Origin of the sequence: Streptomyces sp. NBC_00667 (assembly GCF_036226825.1) — a bacterium.
Classification (GTDB): Bacteria; Actinomycetota; Actinomycetes; order Streptomycetales; family Streptomycetaceae; genus Streptomyces.
In genome coordinates, this window is sequence record NZ_CP109022.1 from 3,029,446 (window position 1) to 3,046,237 (window position 16,792).

General features: G+C 72.5%; 17 protein-coding genes. 9 read left to right on the forward strand and 8 right to left on the reverse strand.

Features of this window, described 5'->3' with window-relative positions:
* Positions 1–91 precede the first annotated feature (91 nt).
* The 3 genes from OHA81_RS14045 to OHA81_RS14055 all read left to right on the forward strand — a co-directional run bounded on the left by OHA81_RS14045 (position 92) and on the right by OHA81_RS14055 (position 2,465).
* Positions 92–853 (forward strand): GOLPH3/VPS74 family protein, encoded by a 762-nt coding sequence (locus OHA81_RS14045; protein WP_329195993.1) that lies wholly within the window; start codon positions 92–94, stop codon positions 851–853.
* Positions 854–1,165: 312 nt separating this feature from the next.
* Positions 1,166–2,050 carry a helix-turn-helix domain-containing protein gene (locus tag OHA81_RS14050; RefSeq protein WP_329195995.1) on the forward strand — a complete coding sequence of 295 codons (885 nt, stop codon included), beginning with the start codon at positions 1,166–1,168 and terminating at the stop codon, positions 2,048–2,050.
* Positions 2,051–2,252: 202 nt separating this feature from the next.
* The gene (locus OHA81_RS14055; RefSeq protein ID WP_329195997.1) at positions 2,253–2,465 is read left to right on the forward strand and encodes a DUF397 domain-containing protein; all 213 of its coding nucleotides are present in this window, start codon (positions 2,253–2,255) and stop codon (positions 2,463–2,465) included.
* Positions 2,466–2,598: 133 nt separating this feature from the next.
* Here OHA81_RS14055 and OHA81_RS14060 read toward each other — a convergent pair whose 3' ends face one another.
* Positions 2,599–3,474 carry a hypothetical protein gene (locus OHA81_RS14060; protein WP_329202276.1) on the reverse strand — a complete coding sequence of 292 codons (876 nt, stop codon included), beginning with the start codon at positions 3,472–3,474 and terminating at the stop codon, positions 2,599–2,601.
* A gap of 202 nt (positions 3,475–3,676) precedes the next feature.
* Here OHA81_RS14060 and OHA81_RS14065 point away from each other — a divergent pair, with 202 nt between their 5' ends.
* Positions 3,677–4,879: an aminotransferase-like domain-containing protein gene (locus tag OHA81_RS14065; protein ID WP_329195999.1), complete on the forward strand. Its 1,203-nt coding sequence runs from the start codon at positions 3,677–3,679 to the stop codon at positions 4,877–4,879.
* A 73-nt stretch (positions 4,880–4,952) separates the two neighbouring features.
* Here OHA81_RS14065 and OHA81_RS14070 read toward each other — a convergent pair whose 3' ends face one another.
* The gene (locus tag OHA81_RS14070; RefSeq protein ID WP_329196001.1) at positions 4,953–6,713 is read right to left on the reverse strand and encodes an AMP-dependent synthetase/ligase; all 1,761 of its coding nucleotides are present in this window, start codon (positions 6,711–6,713) and stop codon (positions 4,953–4,955) included.
* A 118-nt stretch (positions 6,714–6,831) separates the two neighbouring features.
* On the opposite strand from OHA81_RS14070, the gene OHA81_RS14075 reads away from it, so the two are divergent.
* Complete coding sequence (locus tag OHA81_RS14075; protein ID WP_329196003.1) at positions 6,832–7,866, forward strand: AraC family transcriptional regulator; 1,035 nt, start codon at positions 6,832–6,834, stop codon at positions 7,864–7,866.
* A gap of 257 nt (positions 7,867–8,123) precedes the next feature.
* Positions 8,124–9,266 (forward strand): lipase family protein, encoded by a 1,143-nt coding sequence (locus OHA81_RS14080; RefSeq protein ID WP_329196005.1) that lies wholly within the window; start codon positions 8,124–8,126, stop codon positions 9,264–9,266.
* A gap of 43 nt (positions 9,267–9,309) precedes the next feature.
* On the opposite strand, the gene OHA81_RS14085 is transcribed toward OHA81_RS14080, so the two are convergent.
* From OHA81_RS14085 to OHA81_RS14105, 5 genes are all read right to left on the reverse strand, one after another.
* Positions 9,310–11,163 carry an AMP-dependent synthetase/ligase gene (locus OHA81_RS14085; RefSeq protein WP_329196007.1) on the reverse strand — a complete coding sequence of 618 codons (1,854 nt, stop codon included), beginning with the start codon at positions 11,161–11,163 and terminating at the stop codon, positions 9,310–9,312.
* Positions 11,164–11,370: 207 nt separating this feature from the next.
* Complete coding sequence (locus tag OHA81_RS14090; protein WP_329196009.1) at positions 11,371–11,979, reverse strand: hypothetical protein; 609 nt, start codon at positions 11,977–11,979, stop codon at positions 11,371–11,373.
* A 228-nt stretch (positions 11,980–12,207) separates the two neighbouring features.
* A complete protein-coding gene (locus OHA81_RS14095; protein WP_329196010.1) occupies positions 12,208–13,152 on the reverse strand; it encodes a helix-turn-helix domain-containing protein in 945 nt (314 codons plus the stop codon).
* Positions 13,153–13,506: 354 nt separating this feature from the next.
* Entirely contained in the window at positions 13,507–13,929 is a 423-nt protein-coding gene (locus OHA81_RS14100) for a carboxymuconolactone decarboxylase family protein (protein WP_329196012.1), read from the reverse strand.
* Positions 13,926–14,579, reverse strand: a complete 654-nt coding sequence (locus OHA81_RS14105) for a class II aldolase/adducin family protein (protein ID WP_329196014.1) — start codon at positions 14,577–14,579, stop codon at positions 13,926–13,928. Before OHA81_RS14105 ends, OHA81_RS14100 begins: the two co-directional genes overlap by 4 nt.
* A 135-nt stretch (positions 14,580–14,714) precedes the next feature.
* Here OHA81_RS14105 and OHA81_RS14110 point away from each other — a divergent pair, with 135 nt between their 5' ends.
* Positions 14,715–15,101 (forward strand): MerR family transcriptional regulator, encoded by a 387-nt coding sequence (locus tag OHA81_RS14110; protein ID WP_329196015.1) that lies wholly within the window; start codon positions 14,715–14,717, stop codon positions 15,099–15,101.
* Here OHA81_RS14110 and OHA81_RS14115 read toward each other — a convergent pair.
* Entirely contained in the window at positions 15,046–15,498 is a 453-nt protein-coding gene (locus OHA81_RS14115) for an ATP-binding protein (protein ID WP_329196016.1), read from the reverse strand. The two genes, OHA81_RS14110 and OHA81_RS14115, sit on opposite strands and share 56 nt — an antisense overlap.
* Positions 15,499–15,652: 154 nt before the next feature.
* Here OHA81_RS14115 and OHA81_RS14120 point away from each other — a divergent pair, with 154 nt between their 5' ends.
* Both OHA81_RS14120 and OHA81_RS14125 read left to right on the forward strand, forming a co-directional pair.
* Positions 15,653–16,510 carry a helix-turn-helix domain-containing protein gene (locus OHA81_RS14120; protein WP_329196018.1) on the forward strand — a complete coding sequence of 286 codons (858 nt, stop codon included), beginning with the start codon at positions 15,653–15,655 and terminating at the stop codon, positions 16,508–16,510.
* Positions 16,507–16,749: a DUF397 domain-containing protein gene (locus OHA81_RS14125; protein ID WP_329196020.1), complete on the forward strand. Its 243-nt coding sequence runs from the start codon at positions 16,507–16,509 to the stop codon at positions 16,747–16,749. The genes OHA81_RS14120 and OHA81_RS14125 overlap by 4 nt, the downstream gene beginning before the upstream one ends.
* Positions 16,750–16,792: the final 43 nt, after the last annotated feature.

Genomic DNA, 16,792 nt, shown 5'->3' on the forward strand with positions numbered 1-16,792 from the left:
GCTGCCGGTTCCCCCACAAAGCGTCCAGGCGCTCTCGACAGATGAATGTGAGAGGCGTCACCCTGTCACTCATCCACGCGGGGAGGCATGGATGGGCAGGAGCCGCAGAACAATTCCGGAGGAGCTTTTGCTGCTCGCCTTGGACCCGACCACGGGAACCACGGCGCAGCCGCAGTCGCTCGACCTCGGCCTGGCCGGGGCACAGCTAGTAGAGCTGGCTCTGGCAGGACGGATAGCCCCTGATGGGGATCGTATCGCCGTGGTGATGCCACGGCCGACAGGAGATCCGACTCTGGACTCCGCACTGGAACTGCTGCGCAGGCGCGGCAGCCCGGTCCGGGCCGTTCACTGGATCGGCGGGCCCCGGCTGGGGCTCCGTCAGATTTACCTCGCTCACCTGGAGCGCTGCGGCATGGTCCATGCCGTCGCGGGACAGATGTGCGGGGTGCTGCCGACGACTCGCTACCAGGCGACGGACACGGCGATCAGCCGGGAGATCCGCGCCCGGCTCGACAGTGCGATCCGCACCGGTGTACCGCCGGACCCGCGGACCGCGGCGCTCGCCGCACTGGCCCACGCGGTCGGACTCGGCAAGCACCTGTACCCCGGCAACGAGGGGCGGTCGTCCAGGTCCCGGCTGCGGGACCTGATCCGGCACGACCCCATGGGCGGTCTCGTGGCGCACGCCGTCATGGACGTCCAGAACGGGGTGGCGGCACAGCCGAGGCGGGACCGCGCCCCGGCCACCGCGTCGGCAACGGCCTCGGCATCGGCGGCACCCACCGCCCGGGCCGCCGCCGTACCGATGCAGCCGCGCCGCACGGGTGCGATGGCCCGGGTGGCCGCGCACTGAACGGCAGCTGAGCAGCACGCGCACCACCACGCGCACCACCACCCGCACCGCGGCCCGCGACACCCCTTGACCCACCCAGCGGGCCGGCACCACAGGCACCACGTGCGCCACGCCGCAACCGGCCGTCCCCCAAAAGACCCGGTTCGGGAGCCGCCAGCGTGCGGGGCGGTGAGACCGGTTCACCGGTCCCACCGCCCCGCACGTCTGTCTTTCCGGTCCGTTCCCCAGCGCCGCCGCACCCTTCGGTGGCAGTCTGCTGAACATCAGACACGCAGAGAGACAGATCCAGAAGAAGGCGGAGGTGCCGTCCCCGTGGCGTCCAATGTCAATCCCACCGTCCGACGCCGCCGACTGGGCATGGAGCTGCGCAAGTTGCGCGAGGACAAAGGAATGACGGCCGAGCAGGTCGCCGAGCGTCTGCTCGTTTCCCAGTCCAAGATCAGTCGGCTGGAGAACGGCCGTCGCTCCATCAGCCAGCGCGACGTCCGCGACCTGTGCGACGTGTACGAGGTCGAGGACCGCCGGCTCGTCGACTCCCTCATGCAGATGGCCAAGGACTCGCGCCAGCAGGGCTGGTGGCACGCCTTCGGCGACATCCCGTACAGCGTCTACATCGGCCTGGAAACCGATGCGACCAGTCTGCGCACGTACGAGCCCCAGATGGTCCCCGGCCTGCTCCAGACCCCCGAGTACGCCCACGCCCTGATCCGCGGCGCGCTCCCGGAGACCGCGCCGGCCGACGTGGACAAGCGCGTCCAGGTCCGGATGCACCGCCAGAAGCGGCTCTCCGAGACGGACAACAACAACCCGGAGGTCGGGCCGCTGCGGCTGTGGGCGGTGATCGACGAGGCGGCGCTGCGCCGGCACGTGGGCGACGCGCAGTTGATGATCCGGCAGCTCGAATACCTGATAGAGCAGTCGGAACAGCCGTACATCACCGTGCAGGTGATGCCGTTCTCGATGGGCGCGCATCCGGGCGTCAACGGGCAGTACGCCATCCTCGAATTCCCGGACGCCTCCGACTCGACGGTGGTCTACATCGAAGGCGTGACGAGCGATTTGTACCTGGAGAAGGCCAACGACGTTCAGAAGTACAGCGTGATGTACGAGCACTTGCGCGCCCAAGCGCTCAATGTCGAACAGACACGGCAGTTCATCGCCGAGATCATTGACCACTATGCGGGCAAGGGGAAGTAAAAGCGGAGGAAACCGGGCAGGTGGCGAGGGGGGCCGGTACGGTACACCGTCACTCCCCGGCCACAGAAGGCCTGAATGGAATATGCCACCCGGTCGAGTGAACGCCCACTTCACCCGTCGGACGGTGCGGGTAGCGTCGATCACGTCGGCCGGAAGCAAAGGCCGACGAGACCCGGAACTACTCGCTGAACCGGAGAAAAACATGGCTATTCGTCAGGGCGCTACGGAAAACTGGACCAAGTCCTCCTACTCCGGCGGCAACGGCGCCTGCGTCGAAGTCAAGTCGCCCGTCATGGAGGCCATCGCGGTCCGCGACTCGAAGGTGCAGGACGGCCCGTCCCTCACCTTCGCGCCGGGGTCCTGGAACTCCTTCGTCGCCGACGTCACCGAGGGCCGGCTGGGACGCCTCGTCTGAGCGTGACGACGTCCGTCCGCCTCATGAACAAGCCGTTGGTTGATGCCCTCTCGACCGGTCGCCGTCCAGGCCGAGGGGGCTCTGCCCTGTCCGCAGCCCGACCGGAGCCGCCGCGCCGCGGAACGAACCGCCCTCAGCGCAGCCGGTCCACGTAACGGTCCGTCCCCGGCACCGTCGGGATGAACGGGGCCACCAGCTCCACCCGCCCCAGACCCGCCTCCGCGACCTCCGCGTCCAGTCCCTCGAACCGGTGCCAGCAGGTCCGGGGATCGGCCTCCAGGAACCAGAGCAGCGTCAACCGGGTGCCGACGCCCTCGACCTGCTTGACGTACGTCATGCGGTCGCCGGGCAGCGGCGTCGGCCGGAAGACCGTCACCATCGCCGCGGGACCGCCCGCCAGCCGCTTCGGCAGGGACCGCGAGCGCAGCCACTCCAGCAGTCGCGCCCGCTGCTCGGGGCCGACGGCGTCGACGACCTGGAGGACCAGCCCCGAGTAGGGGTGGTCGAGGGCGTGGAAGTCGCGCGGCCCGGCCGCACCGTCGCGGTAGACGGTGGCCTCGTGGTCCTGGAAGGCCGTGAAGACGTGCGTGCGGTCCTGGTAGACGCGACCGTCGCGGTTCAGCCGCTTGTTGATGCCGACGGTCCACTTCATGTGCTCGTCGTACCGGCCTTCGGTCACCCAGTACGTCGACAGGTAGCACCCGGCCGAGACGGGCTGGGCGACGGCCGACTTCTCGGGGTAGCGCAGCTCCTGGAGGTCCTTGGTGGCGACCCAGCGGCGTCCGGCGTACATCCAGGGCATGGCCATGGCGCCGGCGTAGTAGTGGTCGTCCTCGTACCAGCGGTTGTACGCGAACTCGTGGCCCGGGTGCGGTTCGACCATGGTGATCAGCGCGTGGCCCGGGCGGACGCCGTACGGGCCCACGGAGGCGAGCGCCGCGTAGTCCTCGGCCCGGGTGTCGCCGCCCCGCACCGGTATGGCGTCCGCCGTCGTCGCGCCTGCCGTCATCGCATCTGCCGCCGTTGCGTCTGCCGCCGTTGCGTCTGCCGCCGTCTCGTCTGTCGTCATGACACCGGTCTATCTGATGCAGCGTCAGTTGTGGAGGGGGCCGACACCGCCACGGCCGGGCCCGTTCACGTGGCGGACGGGTAGGTGTCCTCTGCATCTTTCGCGGTTAGGCTGCGCGCACCCGCCTGCCGAAGGAGTCCCCATGCCCGGCCCCGCCGCCGTCCAGCCGCCGCCCGCCTTCGCCGCCAGGACGGCCGCGGTGGCGGGTTCGCCCATCCGCGACATCCTCTCCCTCACCGACCGCCCCGAGGTGGTCTCCTTCGCCGGCGGCTACCCGGCACCCGAGCTCTTCGACACCGCCGGCCTGCGTGCGGCCTACGACGCGGCCCTGTCCGCCCCCGCCTCCGCCGCCCGGGCCCTGCAGTACTCGACCACCGAGGGCGTACCGGAACTCCGCGCGACGATCGCCGCCCGCGCCACCGCCCGTGGGCTGCCCACCACCGCCGACCAGGTCGTCGTCACCAGCGGCTCCCAGCAGGGGCTCGCCCTGCTCGCCGGCGCCCTGCTCGACCCGGGCGACGTCGTCCTCGTCGAGAACCCGACCTACCTGGCGGCGCTCCAGGGCTTCGGCCTGGCCGGGGTCCGGGTCGTGCCCGTCCCCTGCGACGAGGACGGCATCCTCCCGGACGCCCTGGAGGAGATCGTCCGGCGGGAGCGGCCCAAGCTGCTGTACGCGATACCCACGTTCCAGAACCCGACGGGCCGCACCCTCCCCGGAGCCCGCCGGGCGGCGGTCGCGGAGATCGCCTCCCGGCTCGGCCTGTGGCTGGTGGAGGACGACCCGTACGGTGACCTCCGCTACGAGGGGGCGCACGAGCCGTGGCTCGCCGCGCACCCCGGGGCGCAGGACCGCACCGCCCTGCTCGGCAGCTTCTCCAAGCTCATGGCACCGGGCCTGCGGCTGGGCTGGCTCCGCGCCCCGGCGGCCCTGCTGCGGGCCGCGGTCGTCGCGAAGCAGGCGGCCGACCTGCACACCTCGACAGTGAACCAGCTGGCGGCCGCCCACTACCTGGCGGCGGTGGACCTGGACGCCCACGTCGCCACCGTCCGCGCGGCCTACCGCGTCCGAAGGGACGCGCTGCTGGCCGGCCTGCCCGAGGCGCTCCCGGCGGGCTCGGAGTGGAACCGGCCGGAGGGCGGCATGTTCGTCTGGGCCCGGCTGCCCGCCGGGTACGACGCGACGGCCCTGCTCAAGTCCGCCGTCGCACACGACGTGGCCTACGTCCCCGGGGCCCCCTTCTTCACCGGCACCCCCGACCACCGGACCCTGCGGCTGTCCTTCGTCACGCACACCCCCGCCGAGATCGCCGAGGGCCTGCGCCGGCTGGGCCGCGCCCTGCGGTAGTCGCCCCAGTCGGCCCCTCCCCACCGGGACCCCCGGCCGGTCACCCCCGGCCGGTCACCCCCGCCGCCCGCCCTCAGCCGTACAGCTTCTCGATCTCGGCGGCGTACCGCTGCGCCACCACCGCCCGCCGGAGTTTCAAGGTCGGGGTCAACGTGCCCGCCTCGACGGAGAAGTCCTCGGCGAGCAGGTGGAAGGCACGGATCCGGGCCGGCCGGGAGACGGTGGCGTTGGCCTCCTCGACGGCCCGCGCCACCAGGGCCCGGACCGCCGGGTGTTCCTCGGGCCGGGCCAGGGTGCCCGGGGCGATCCCCTCCCGGGCCGCCCAGGCCGCGATCTCGTCCGCGTCCAGGGTGATCAGGGCCACCGGGTGGGGGCGGCGGTCGCCGATCATCACCGCGCGGGAGACGTACCGGGACGCCTGGAGGGCGAACTCGACCTCCGTCGGGGTGATGTTCTTCCCCGCCGAGGTGATGACCAGCTCCTTCTTCCGGCCGATGATCGACAGGAAGCCGTCGGCGTCGAGCGAGCCGAGGTCGCCGGTGTGCAGCCAGCCGTCGGCGTCGACCGTCGCCGCCGTCGCCCTCGCGTCGCCGTGGTAGCCCGGGAAGACCATCGGGCCCCGGGCCAGGACCTCGCCGTCCTCCGCGATCCGGACCTCGCAGCCCGCGACCGGCCGGCCGACCGTGCCGGGGCGGGCCGACCCCGGGTGGTTGAGGCTGATCACCCCGGCGGACTCCGTCATCCCGTAGCCCTCGTGGACCGGGATCCCGCAGGCGCGCAGGAAGTCCAAGGTGGCGGGCGCGATCGGGGCGCCGCCGGTCAGCGCCCAGGTGAGCCGGCCCCCGAAGGCGGCGCGGACAGGGGCGTACAGCGTCTCGCGCGCCGCCTCGTACGCCGTGCGCGCCTCCTCGGGCAGGCGCCCCTCGGCAGCCAGTACGCCCAGCCGTACCGCCTCCTCGAAGCGCTCCCGTCCGCCCTCCACCGACTCCGCGAGCGACAGCACCACCGAGTGGAGCTTCTCGAACAGGCGCGGTACGGAGGGCAGGTGGGTCGGAGCCACCTCGGCGACCTCGGCCAGGACGTTCTCGATCCGGCCGCCGAAGTAGCACAGCTCCCCGCCCTGGAGCAGCGTGGTGAACTGGATGAGCTGCGCCAGCAGGTGGGCGAGCGGCAGGTAGAGGTACGTCCTGTCGCCCGGCCCGCCCTTCACCACCGGCAAGGTGGCGTCCTGGACGGCGCCGAGGTTGCCGTGGGTGAGCCGGCAGCCCTTCGGCGGCCCGGTCGTCCCCGAGGTGTAGACGACGGCGGCGTCCGCGTCCGGGGTCACCGCCTCCGCGCGGGCGCGCAGCTCCGTCTCCGGTGCCGGCGGCAGCTGCGGCAGGGCGTCCATCAGGACCACCTGCCGCAGCGCCGGGAGCCGCCCGCGCAGGGCTTCCACCCTGGCCGCCTGGGCGGCGTCGTCGCAGACCGCCACCACCGCCGCGGAGTCCGACAGCACCCAGGCCAGCTCCTCCTCCCCCGCCGTCGGGTACACCGGCACCAGGACGGCGCCCGCCGCCAGCACCCCGAAGTGCGTGCACGTCCACTGCGGCCGGGTCTCCGCGAGGACCACCACCCGCTCGCCCGCCACGATCCCCAGGCCCAGCAGGGCCCGCCCGGTGCGGCGGACGCGGGCCCGCAGGTCCTCGTAGGAGAGCGTGCTCCAGCCGCCTTCCGGGGCGGTGGCGGTGCCCGGCCGGAAGCGGAGCGCGCTGTGGTGCCCGTAGCGCTCCCCCGTCCACTCGGTGAAGAGAGCCAGCGTGCGCGGTCGCGCCAGGTCCTGTGCGGCGTCCATCGTCTTCGCCTCCCGGGGAGTGAGTACGACGACGCTAGGCACCGCAGCGGCCCGTACGGCATGACCGGAAGCGTCAGCACCGCTGACCCCGGAGCTCATTGGGGCTACCGTCGGTCCCATGGGGAGGCGGACGATCACCGTGCACCATGTGCGTGCCCTGCTGGCGGGGGCGCGGCGCGCCGGCATCGACACCGTGCCGCTGCTGCAAGAGGCGCAGATCCCGCCGCTGTTGCTGGGCGACGACCGGGCGCGGATCACGCCCGCGCAGTTCGCCCGGCTGTTCCGGGCGCTGTACCGCACGACGCAGGACGAGTTCCTCGGGCTGGGCGCGCTGCCGAGCCGGCCCGGCACCTTCGCGATGATGTGCTACGCCTCGCTGGGCTGCCGGGACCTGGGGGCGGCCGTCGAACGGGCCGCGGCGTTCTACGGGTTGTTCCCGGGCGGCCCGGAACTGGCGCTGGAGGTCGGCGACGGCGAAGCCAGGTTCGGGGTGCGGAGCGACTTCGTGGAGGGCGGCGCCGGGAACCCCGGCCGGGCCGAGGAGCGTTTCCTGTCCGAGTGCGTGCTCGCCATCTGGCACCGGCTGAGCAGCTGGCTGATCGGGCGCCGCATCCCGCTGCTGTACGCGGCGTTCGCGTACCCCGCGCCGCCCTACGCGCAGGAGTACGAGCTGCTCTTCGACTGCCCGGTCCGTTTCGGCGCCGACCGGACGGCCGCCGCGTTCGCCGCGCAGTGGCTGACCGCTCCGCTCGTACGGGAGGAGCCCGCCCTCGACGCGATGCTGCGCCGGGCCCCCTTCGACCTGCTGTCGCGGCCGGAGTACGGGACCACGGTCGCGGAGCAGGTACGCCGGACCCTGACGCGGCGGCTGCGCACCTCGCCCAGGCTGCCGGAGCTCGGGGAGGTCGCGGCGCGCCTCGCCGTGTCCCCGGCGACGCTGAGGCGGCGCCTGCGCCAGGAGGGCACGTCCTTCCAGCAGTTGAAGGACCACGTGCGGCGGGACGCGGCCATCGCGGGGCTCGCGGAGAGCGGCGAGCCCATCGCGGAGCTGGCCGCCCGGCTGGGCTTCTCCGAGGACACCGCCTTCCACCGCGCATTCCGCCGCTGGACGGGCACCACTCCGGGCGCCTACCGGATCGCCTCGGGCGGCTGACGGGCTGCCCGGCCGGCGCGGTGGGCGGCTCGGCGGCCGCGGTGGCGGGCGGCTCGGCGCGGTGGGCGGCTCGGCGGGCGCGGTTACGGGCGGCTCGGCGCGGTGGGCGGCTCGGCGCGGCGGCCGCGGGGGGCCGCGCGTCGGCCCGGTGATGGCTCCGGTCAGCAAAGGTGAGCTGCACAGTCAGCGACGTGCCGACCGGTCGGTCACTACCTTCTCCTCACCTGCCCCCACACGGACACCTGGGAGAGCCGCCCATGCGTTTGCGCTGCACCGCCCTCGCCGCCGTGGCCGCCCTGGCCCTCGGCCTCACGGCCGCGAGCCCCGCCACCGCCTCCGCCGCCCGCCCCGGCGACCTCGTCGCCACCGCGCCCTCCGCGTTCCACCCGCTGCCCGGCCAGCCCACGAACACCAAGGCCTGGAAGATCAGCTACCGCTCGACCACCGCCGACGGCGCGCCCGACGTCGTCTCGGGAACGGTCATCGTCCCGCAGGACGGCCGTACCGGCCCCCGCCCCCTGATCACCTACGCCGTCGGCACCGTCGGCATGGGCGACTCCTGCGCCCCGAGCAACAACCTCCCGAACGGCACCGCCATGGAGGCCAACCTCATCCAGCAACTCACCCTGCGCGGCTGGGCGGTGGTCGTCACCGACTACGAGGGCCTCGGCACGCCCGGCGTGCACACCTACACCGTCGGCCCCTCCGCAGGTCACGCCATGCTCGACGCCGCCCGGGCGGCCCTGCGCCTCCCCGAGGCGGGGCTGCCCGCGGACACGCCGATCGGCATCATGGGCTACTCCCAGGGCGGCCAGGCCAGCAGCTGGGCCGCCGAGCTGCAGGGCTCGTACGCACCGGAGTTGCAGGTCAAGGGCACCGCGACCGGCGGCGTCCCGGCCGACCTGATGAAGGTCGCCGACTTCAACAACGGCTCCTACGGCTCCGGGCTGATCTTCATGGCCGCCGCCGGACAGGACGCCGCCTTCCCCGAGCTGAAACTCGACTCCTACCTCAACCCGGCGGGCAAGGCCCTGGTCGGCGGCCTGCGCGAGGGCTGCGTCGCCATCGACGCCATCGCCGGCTCCTTCAAGCGGATCTCCGACCTCACCACCCGCGACCCGCTCGCCCAGCCCGACTGGCGGGCCCGGCTCGGCCAGAGCAGGCTCGGCGGGACCGCCCCGGCCGCGCCGGTGTACCAGTACCACGCGCTCGGCGACGAGCTGATCCCGTACGCCGTCGGCCGCGAGCTGCGCTCCGAGTGGTGCGCGCGGGGCGCGGACGTCGAGTTCGACACCGTCTGGGTCGGTGAGCACGTCAGCGGGGTCATCAGCCACTCCCTGGCGGCCGGCAACTGGCTCGCGGACCGTTTCGCGGGCCGCGCCACGCACGCCAACTGCTGATCCGCTGCGGCTGCCGGGCGGCGGTGTCCGGGGCGCCCGCCCCTCACCGCCCCCGGTACAACGCGTCGATCTCCCGCGCGAACTCCCGCGCGATGACGCCGCGCCGCAGCTTGAGCGACGGAGTCAGGTGTCCCCGCTCCTCGGTGAAGTCCTGCGGCAGCAGCACGAACCGCCGTATCGACTCCGGGCGCGACACCAGCGCGTTCGCCTCGTCGACGCCCCTTTGGACGTCCGCCCGCAGTTCCTCGTCCCGCACGAGCTCCGCCGTCGGCAGGTCGCCCTTCTTGTGCATCTGCCTCCAGTGCGCCAGCCCTTCCCCGTCCAGGGTGATCAGCGCGGCGACGTAGGGCCGGTTCTCGCCGACCACCAGGCACTGGGCCACCAGGGGGTGCGCCCGCAGCGCGTCCTCCAGGACCGCCGGGGCGACGTTCTTGCCGCCGGAGGTGATGATCAGGTCCTTCTTGCGTCCGGTGATGGTCAGGTACCCGTCCGCGTCCAGCTCCCCGATGTCGCCGGTCGCGAACCACCCGCCTGGCACGGTCGCCCCGCCGTTCCAGTAGCCCGCGAAGACGTGCGGCCCGTGCAGCAGCACCTCCCCGTCGTCGGCGATCCGTACCGCCGTCCCCGGCAGCGGCCACCCGACCGTTCCCAGGCGCGGCTTGAGCGGGGGCGTCACCGTCGCGGCCGCCGTGGTCTCCGTCAGGCCGTAGCCCTCGAAGACCTCCACCCCGGCGCCCGCGTAGAAGGCCGCCAGCCGCGCGCCGAGCGGCGAACCCCCGCTCAGGACGTACCGCACGCGCCCGCCCAGCGCCGCGCGGATCCGCCGGTACACGAGCCGGTCGTACAGTGCGCGCGCCGCCCGCAGCCCCCACCCGGGGACGTCGCTCTCGCCGTAGCGCCGGGCGATCCTCGCCGCCCGGTCGAAGGACGCGCCCCGGCCCATCCGCTCCGCCGTCGCCCGCGCGGTGTTGTAGACCTTCTCCAGGACGTAGGGGATGGCCAGCAGGAACGTCGGTCTGAACCCGGCGAGGTCCGCCATCAGGTCCTCCGTACGGATGCTCGGCGCGTGTCCGAGCTTCACCCGCGCGCGCAGGCAGCCCACGGCCACCATCCGCCCGAACACGTGCGACAGCGGCAGGAACAGCAGGGTGGAGGCCGGTTCGCTGGTCACGGCCCGGAAGACCGGGTGCAGCAGTTCCACCGCGTTGTCGACTTCGGCGAAGAAGTTCCCGTGCGTCAGCACGCACCCCTTCGGCCGGCCGGTGGTGCCGGAGGTGTAGACGAGCGTGGCGACGTCTTGTGGTGTACGGACCCGCCTGCGCTCGTGGACCAGCGCCTCCGGGATGCGTTCCCCGGCCCTGACGAGCCGTGCCACGGCTCCCGTGTCGAACTCCCACAGGTGCACCAGCCCCGGCAGGTTCACCCGTTCGGCGCTGATGATGCGGGCCTGCGTGGTGTCCTCCACGGCGCAGGCCACCGCCCCCGAGTCCTGGATGATCCAGCACGCCTGGGCCGCCGAGGAGGTCGGGTAGATCGGCACCGTCACCAGCCCGGCAGCCCAGCCCGCGAAGTCCAGCAGGGTCCACTCGTAGGTGGTGCGGGCCATGATGGCGAGCCGGTCCCCCGGCCGCAGCCCTTCGGCGATCAGCCCCTTGGCGACGGCGAGCACCTCGGCGGCGAATTCGGCGGCGCTCACGTCGCGCCAGCTGCCGTCGGGCTGCTTGCGCGCGAGCACGGCCTCGCCGGGCGCCTGGGCCGCGTTGTCGAACGGTATGTCCCCGAGCGACCCCCGCGCGGGCGGGCCGACGAGCGGGGGTACCGCGACCTGCCGCACCACCCCGTCGATGACGGTCTTCACGGGCTCGGCCGGCTCAGCGGGCTTCGGCTCGGCATGCACGGGCGTTCTCCTCGGTTCGGCTCCGGAGTTACCGCCGGTAATCTACGCACGGGTAACAGCCGCTGACCAGCCCCTGCACACGCCCCGACCACCCCGGACCCGAGTCCTCCACTTATCGCGCACGCCCGCCGCACGCACCGACGCGGACCGGGCGGTGTGAACCGCCGGGTCCGCGCGGAGGGCGCACTGCAGGCGCAGGCGGAACGGCTAGCCGGTGCAGTACCTCTTGAGCGCCGCGGTGAAGGCGGCGTCGTACGCCGCGTGGTGGGCTTCGTCGGCCTTCTTCGCCCCTTCGGAGTTCGGGACCAGGCCGTTCTGATTCTGCTTCTGGTTCTGCGGGGGCTTCGGCTGGGCGTCGCAGGTGCCCGCCAGCGCCAGCGCCTTTCCGTCCGTGAAGCCCTCGCTGGCGCCGCGTTCCCGCTCAGAAGTGATCAGCTTCTGGTTGACCGCGTCCTGAGCCGCCGCGCCGCCCACGCAGTCGGAGCCGTACCCGCCGCTCTGGGAGGCCTTGTACTTGCCGGCCGGCACGTCACCGGAGGTGAACGTGCCGTCGTCGCCGACGGTGGCGGTGCCGCCGCCCACGCCGTCGGTCTGGTCGAGGAGGACATCGCCCTTGGCCTTGTCGAATCCCTGGCCGGTCACGATCGCTTTCGTCGCGTCGTCGGCCTTGACCTCGACGAAGCACGCGGCCGAGGCGGATGCGGCGCCCGGAGCCGTCTTCGGGGCCGCGGCGGCCCAACCGGTGGCGGCCGTACCGATGGCCAGCGAACAGGCCAGCAGGGGGGTGAACAGAGTGATGCGGGTGCGTTGGTTCATCGTTGTTCCTCACCTGTGGTGGGGCAGGGTGAAGGAGTCACGTGGCCGACCACTGCGAGGGGGCCGACGACCCGTGGCCCACGATGCCGGCGCGGTGCGCCGGGGGCGGGTGCGTGCCGTGCGCACCTCCCGATCGGCCCCGGCAGGAGGCCGCCACCCCCATGCTCCCCTGCCCCCCGGAACCTGTCGACCGGGAGCCGCTTCGCCCTGCCAGGGGGCCGCGGAGCCTTAGGCGGCCGATGCGTTGGCCGGTTCGCCGGGGGAACAGTCGCGGCAGCGGCCCGGTTCCTTGGAGCGGAAGACGCGTTCGCAGCCGTCGCAGGTCTGGAAGGGGTCCGGGCGGGTGACCGGGACGACGGGCAGGGCCGCAGGGAGCGGCGGTGGGAGCATCGCGGTGAGCCGGTAGCCGAGGATGCCCGCCGGGTTGCGCAGGGGCTCGGGGAGGTCGGCGCTCAGCTTCCGGGCGATGACGTCGGGGGCGATCCCGCGTGCGAGCCAGGCGGAGAGCCCGGGTGCGAGGCGAAGGACGTCCCGTTCGGACAGGAGCAGCCGGGGGTCGAGGCCGCGCAGGCCCGCCAACAGGTCGAAGGTGGCCGGATGGAGGGCGACGGGGGCCGCTCCCGGCCCTCCGGTCCCGGCTTCCGCCTCCTCGGCCTCGCGGTCCGGCTCTTCCGGTTCCGGTTCCGGCTCCTCGACCTCCCGGTCCGGCTCTACGGCCTCCCCTGCGGCCTCGGGCACCGGTTCCGGTTCCGGCACGGGGGCGGGCCGCACGCGCCCCGGACGGGTTTCCGCGGGGTCCTCCGCCTCGGCACCCGGCTGCTCGTAGTAGTACGTCCGCGTGACCATCCGCCCGTTGTCCAGCCGTACGACACGCCGCTCGACGTAGCCGAACTGCTCCAACTCCCGCAGCGCCGCGGCCATGCGGATCTGCCCCTCGGGGAAGTGTGCGGCCAGCGCCTTGATGTTGACGGACGCGCCGTCGGGCAACGACTGGATGTACAGGGCGACGCCGATGGCGGTCGCCGACAGCCGGGCGTGCTGGGCCAGGTGGTTGCCCACCACCGTGAAACGCTTGCGGTGACGGGACTTGACGTGGATGACGCCGGACCGGTGATTCCGGGGCGTAAGCCGGGCGGCCGCGCGCGGCAGCGCACTAGACTGCGTGAAAGCCATCGGGGAAGGCACTACTTCCTTGTTGGTAACCATCGGGAAGCTGCTACTTCCCTGTTGGTCAGGCCCTCGTCCGGGATTCCAGTCCCGGCGGGGGCCGTTTCATGTCTGGGGTTGTGAAGCTGAGCATATGCCAGCCAACCCCGCGCAAATCCAGCCCAGTTGCCACAGTTCACCCGTCCGAGCGACGGGAGGCCGGGAGGGTTGGTCGGTGGTCATTCACCCTCTCTCGTCCTGGGAAGTACAGGCACCAGCGCCACCGGGTCCCGGCCCACCGCGACCCGGTCGCCACTGCCTGCCGAGGAGGTACATACCCACCCGAACTCCCCGCGCCGGAGACACCTCTCGCCCGGCTCCCTACCGGCTCGCACCATTACCAGACCCGGCGCCGCCACTGGTGCGCCGGAGATCCACGATGATCTCCGCACCCAGGACGTAGGCCGGGACGCCCGAGGTGATGAGGGCGGTTTCGGCGACGCCGATGAGGTCCGCGAGGGTGGCGCCGGCATGCAGGGCGCCCTGGGCGTGGATGCGGGCGGGGTGTTCACGGCCGAGGGACAGGAGCTGCCCGAAGTGGACGAGCTGCTGCACGCGCGCGCCCAGCGGGTTCTCGGTCAGCACGATGTGCCGCAGCGCCGCGAGGGCCTCTTCGGTGGGGAGCCGGTCGAAGTCCCGCGCCAGGCTCAGCCGGTCCTGCACTCCGCCCGGAACGCCGCCGAGGGTGGAGGTGTAGCGGGCGCGCACGGCTTCGGTGCGGCGGGCGAAGTCGCCGTCGCTCACGACGCGACCCGGGCGATCGAGGCGCGTACGGCCTCCAGGGCGCCTTCGGGGAAGTCCACGGCCCCGCCGATGGCGGCCGCCGCGATCTCCGCCTCGGCGCTCTCCTCGATCGCCACCACCAGGTGGGCGGTCGCCGCCGAGTCCGGGCCGAACACCAGGATGCCGTGGTTGGCCAGCAGGGCCGCCGAGGTCGTCGGGCACCGCTCCAGTACGTCGGCGATGCCGCGCACCGCCACGTCGGACCCGCGCGGCCCCCAGGGAACCACCGGGACGGCCTCGGCCTGCCCGAAGCGGAGCATCGGCTCGGTCCGGCACGGCAGGGGCCGGTTGGCCACGGCGAAGGCCGTCGCGGAGGGCGAGTGGGTGTGGATGACGGCACCCACCTGCGGCCGGGCCCGGTAGACGATGCTGTGCATCGTGATGATCTCGGCGCTGACCGACCGCAGCTCCCCCTCCAGGACCTGCCCGTCGAGACTGACGACCGCCAGGTCCTCGGGCCGGACCCCCCGGACGAATCCGGGCGTCAGCAGGAAGCTGTCGCCGTCGAGCCGGGCGCTGAGGTTGGCGTGGCCCGAGTGGGACATCACCCCCGCCGCGAACAGCGCCTCCGCCGCCGCGACCAGGTCGTTCCGTGCACGCGTGGTTGCCATCGGGCACCTCCGAAATCTGCCGGCAGCGGCCGCTTCCGTTCGCCGCTGCCCTCCTGCACCCCACTCTTCAACTTGAACTAAGGTTTAAGTCAAGCGCCGGTCCGGAAGAGCCGGGACGTGGACGAGGAGCGGCCCATGCGCATGACCATCGGACAGCTCTCGGAGGCCACCAGGGTTCCGGCGTCCGCCATCCGGTTCTGGGAACGCCACGGCCTGCTGCCCGCGCCGGAACGACAGGGCGGACAGCGGCGCTACCCGCCGGAGGCGGCACAGCGGATCGTGGTGCTGCGCAAGTGCCAGCAGGCCGGACTGACCCTGGCGGAGATCGGCGAGTTCCAGGAGGACCAGCCGCGCAGGCAGGCGATGATCCGCGCCAAGATCACCGAGGTCGAGCAGCGGATGATCGACCTCGACCACGCCCATCAGTTGCTGGTCCACGCCCTCCAGTGCGGCGAGGAGGACATCGTCAGCTGCCCGAAGTTCCGCGAGCAGATGACGGCTTGGGAGACGCCCTCCACGTAGCGGCGCCCCACGAGACCTCCGCCCACACCACCTTCCCCGGCGCGGGCCCCTCCCGCACGCCCCACCGGTCGGCGAACGCGTCCACCAGCACCAGCCCCCGCCCCCGCGCGCACAGCACGGGCAGCCGGTCACCCCGCGTATCGGCCACCTCGATCCGCAGCACGCCCGGACGCGCAAGCAGCTCCATCCGGAACCCCCTCCCGGGCACCCGCCCGTGGGTGACGGCGTTCACGGCGAGCTCGGCCACGATGGCGCGGGGCGCGTCCAAGGGCAGGCCCCAGCCGCGCAGTTGCTCGACGGCGAGCAGCCGGGCGAGCCGGGCCCCGCGAGGGGTGGCGGACAGCAGGACGTCATAGTGCCGGGCGTCGAGCGCGCTTGCGGCGAGTTCACTGTTCACCTCACAGAGCGTGGCGGCGTGTGCGTAGCGTGAGAAGTCACAACGCCCTTGCGTCCGGGCTTTGTCCGGACGTTGTCCCGTGCTGTCCGGTCCGTCCGGACCGTTGCCCGGGGAAGGGGGCGTTGAGGACATCGGCTCGTCGGAGGTGGCGCGCGTGGGCGTGGACAGTGACGGTACGGAAGACGCCGGCTGGGACGTCGATCCCGAGGACGAACAGGGGGTCGCGGTCCTGTCCGCGCTCGGTCGCCAGCTCCGCACCTGGCGGGAACAGGCGGGAATGCGGGCCTCGGACCTGGGCGTGGCGATCGGGTACGGGGAGGACCTGGTCCGCAAGGTCGAGTCGGGCAGGCGCATCCCGCGCCCGGAGTACCTGGACAAGGCGGACGAGGCGTTGGGGGCGGGCGGCAAGATCCGCGCGATGAAGCCGGACATGGAGCAGGTGCGGTACCCGAAGAAGGTTCGGGATCTGGCGAAGTTGGAGGCGCGGGCGGTGGAACTGTCGGCGTACGGCAACCACAACCTGCACGGGCTGCTCCAGACGGATGCCTACGCGCGGGCACTGTTCGAGATGGCGCAGCCTCCTCAGTCCCCCGAAGAGGTCGAACGAGGGGTGGCGGGGCGTTTGGCGCGCCAGTCGATCTTCGAGCGGATGCCGGCGCCTGCGCTCAGCTTCGTCCAAGAAGAGGTAACCCTTCGGCGCACCATCGGAGGCACAATGGTTCTGCGTAGGCAGCTGGAACGCCTACTGGAATTAGCTCAGTTGCGGAACGTCACGATTCAGGTGATGCCGACCAACTGCGATGACCACGCCGGGATGGGGGGCCTGATCCAGGTGCTGAAGTTCGGTGACGGCACGGCGGTCGGACGCTCGGAAGGCGTGTTCAACGGCCGTCCCGTATCCGAGCCACGACAGCTCCAGATCTTGGAGCTGCGCTATGGAATGATCCGCGCGCAGGCTCTCTCACCACGGGCGTCCCGGGCCTTCATCGAGCAATTGCTGGGAGAAATATGACCCCCAAGTCCGAGCTGCAATGGTTCAAGAGCAGCTACAGCGACAGCAGCGACATCAACGACTGCGTCGAGGTGGCCTGGTTCAAGAGCAGTTACAGCGACAGCAGCGAAGGTGACGACTGCGTCGAGGTCGCCGCCACCCCCGCCGCCGTCCTCGTCCGGGACTCCAAGGACACCGACATCCCCCACCTCGCCTTCGGCCCCGCCGCCTGGGCGGGGTTCGTGGCCTCGGCCCGCTGAACCGCGCCGCACCGCACGACACCGCGGCCCCCGCCCGGACGGG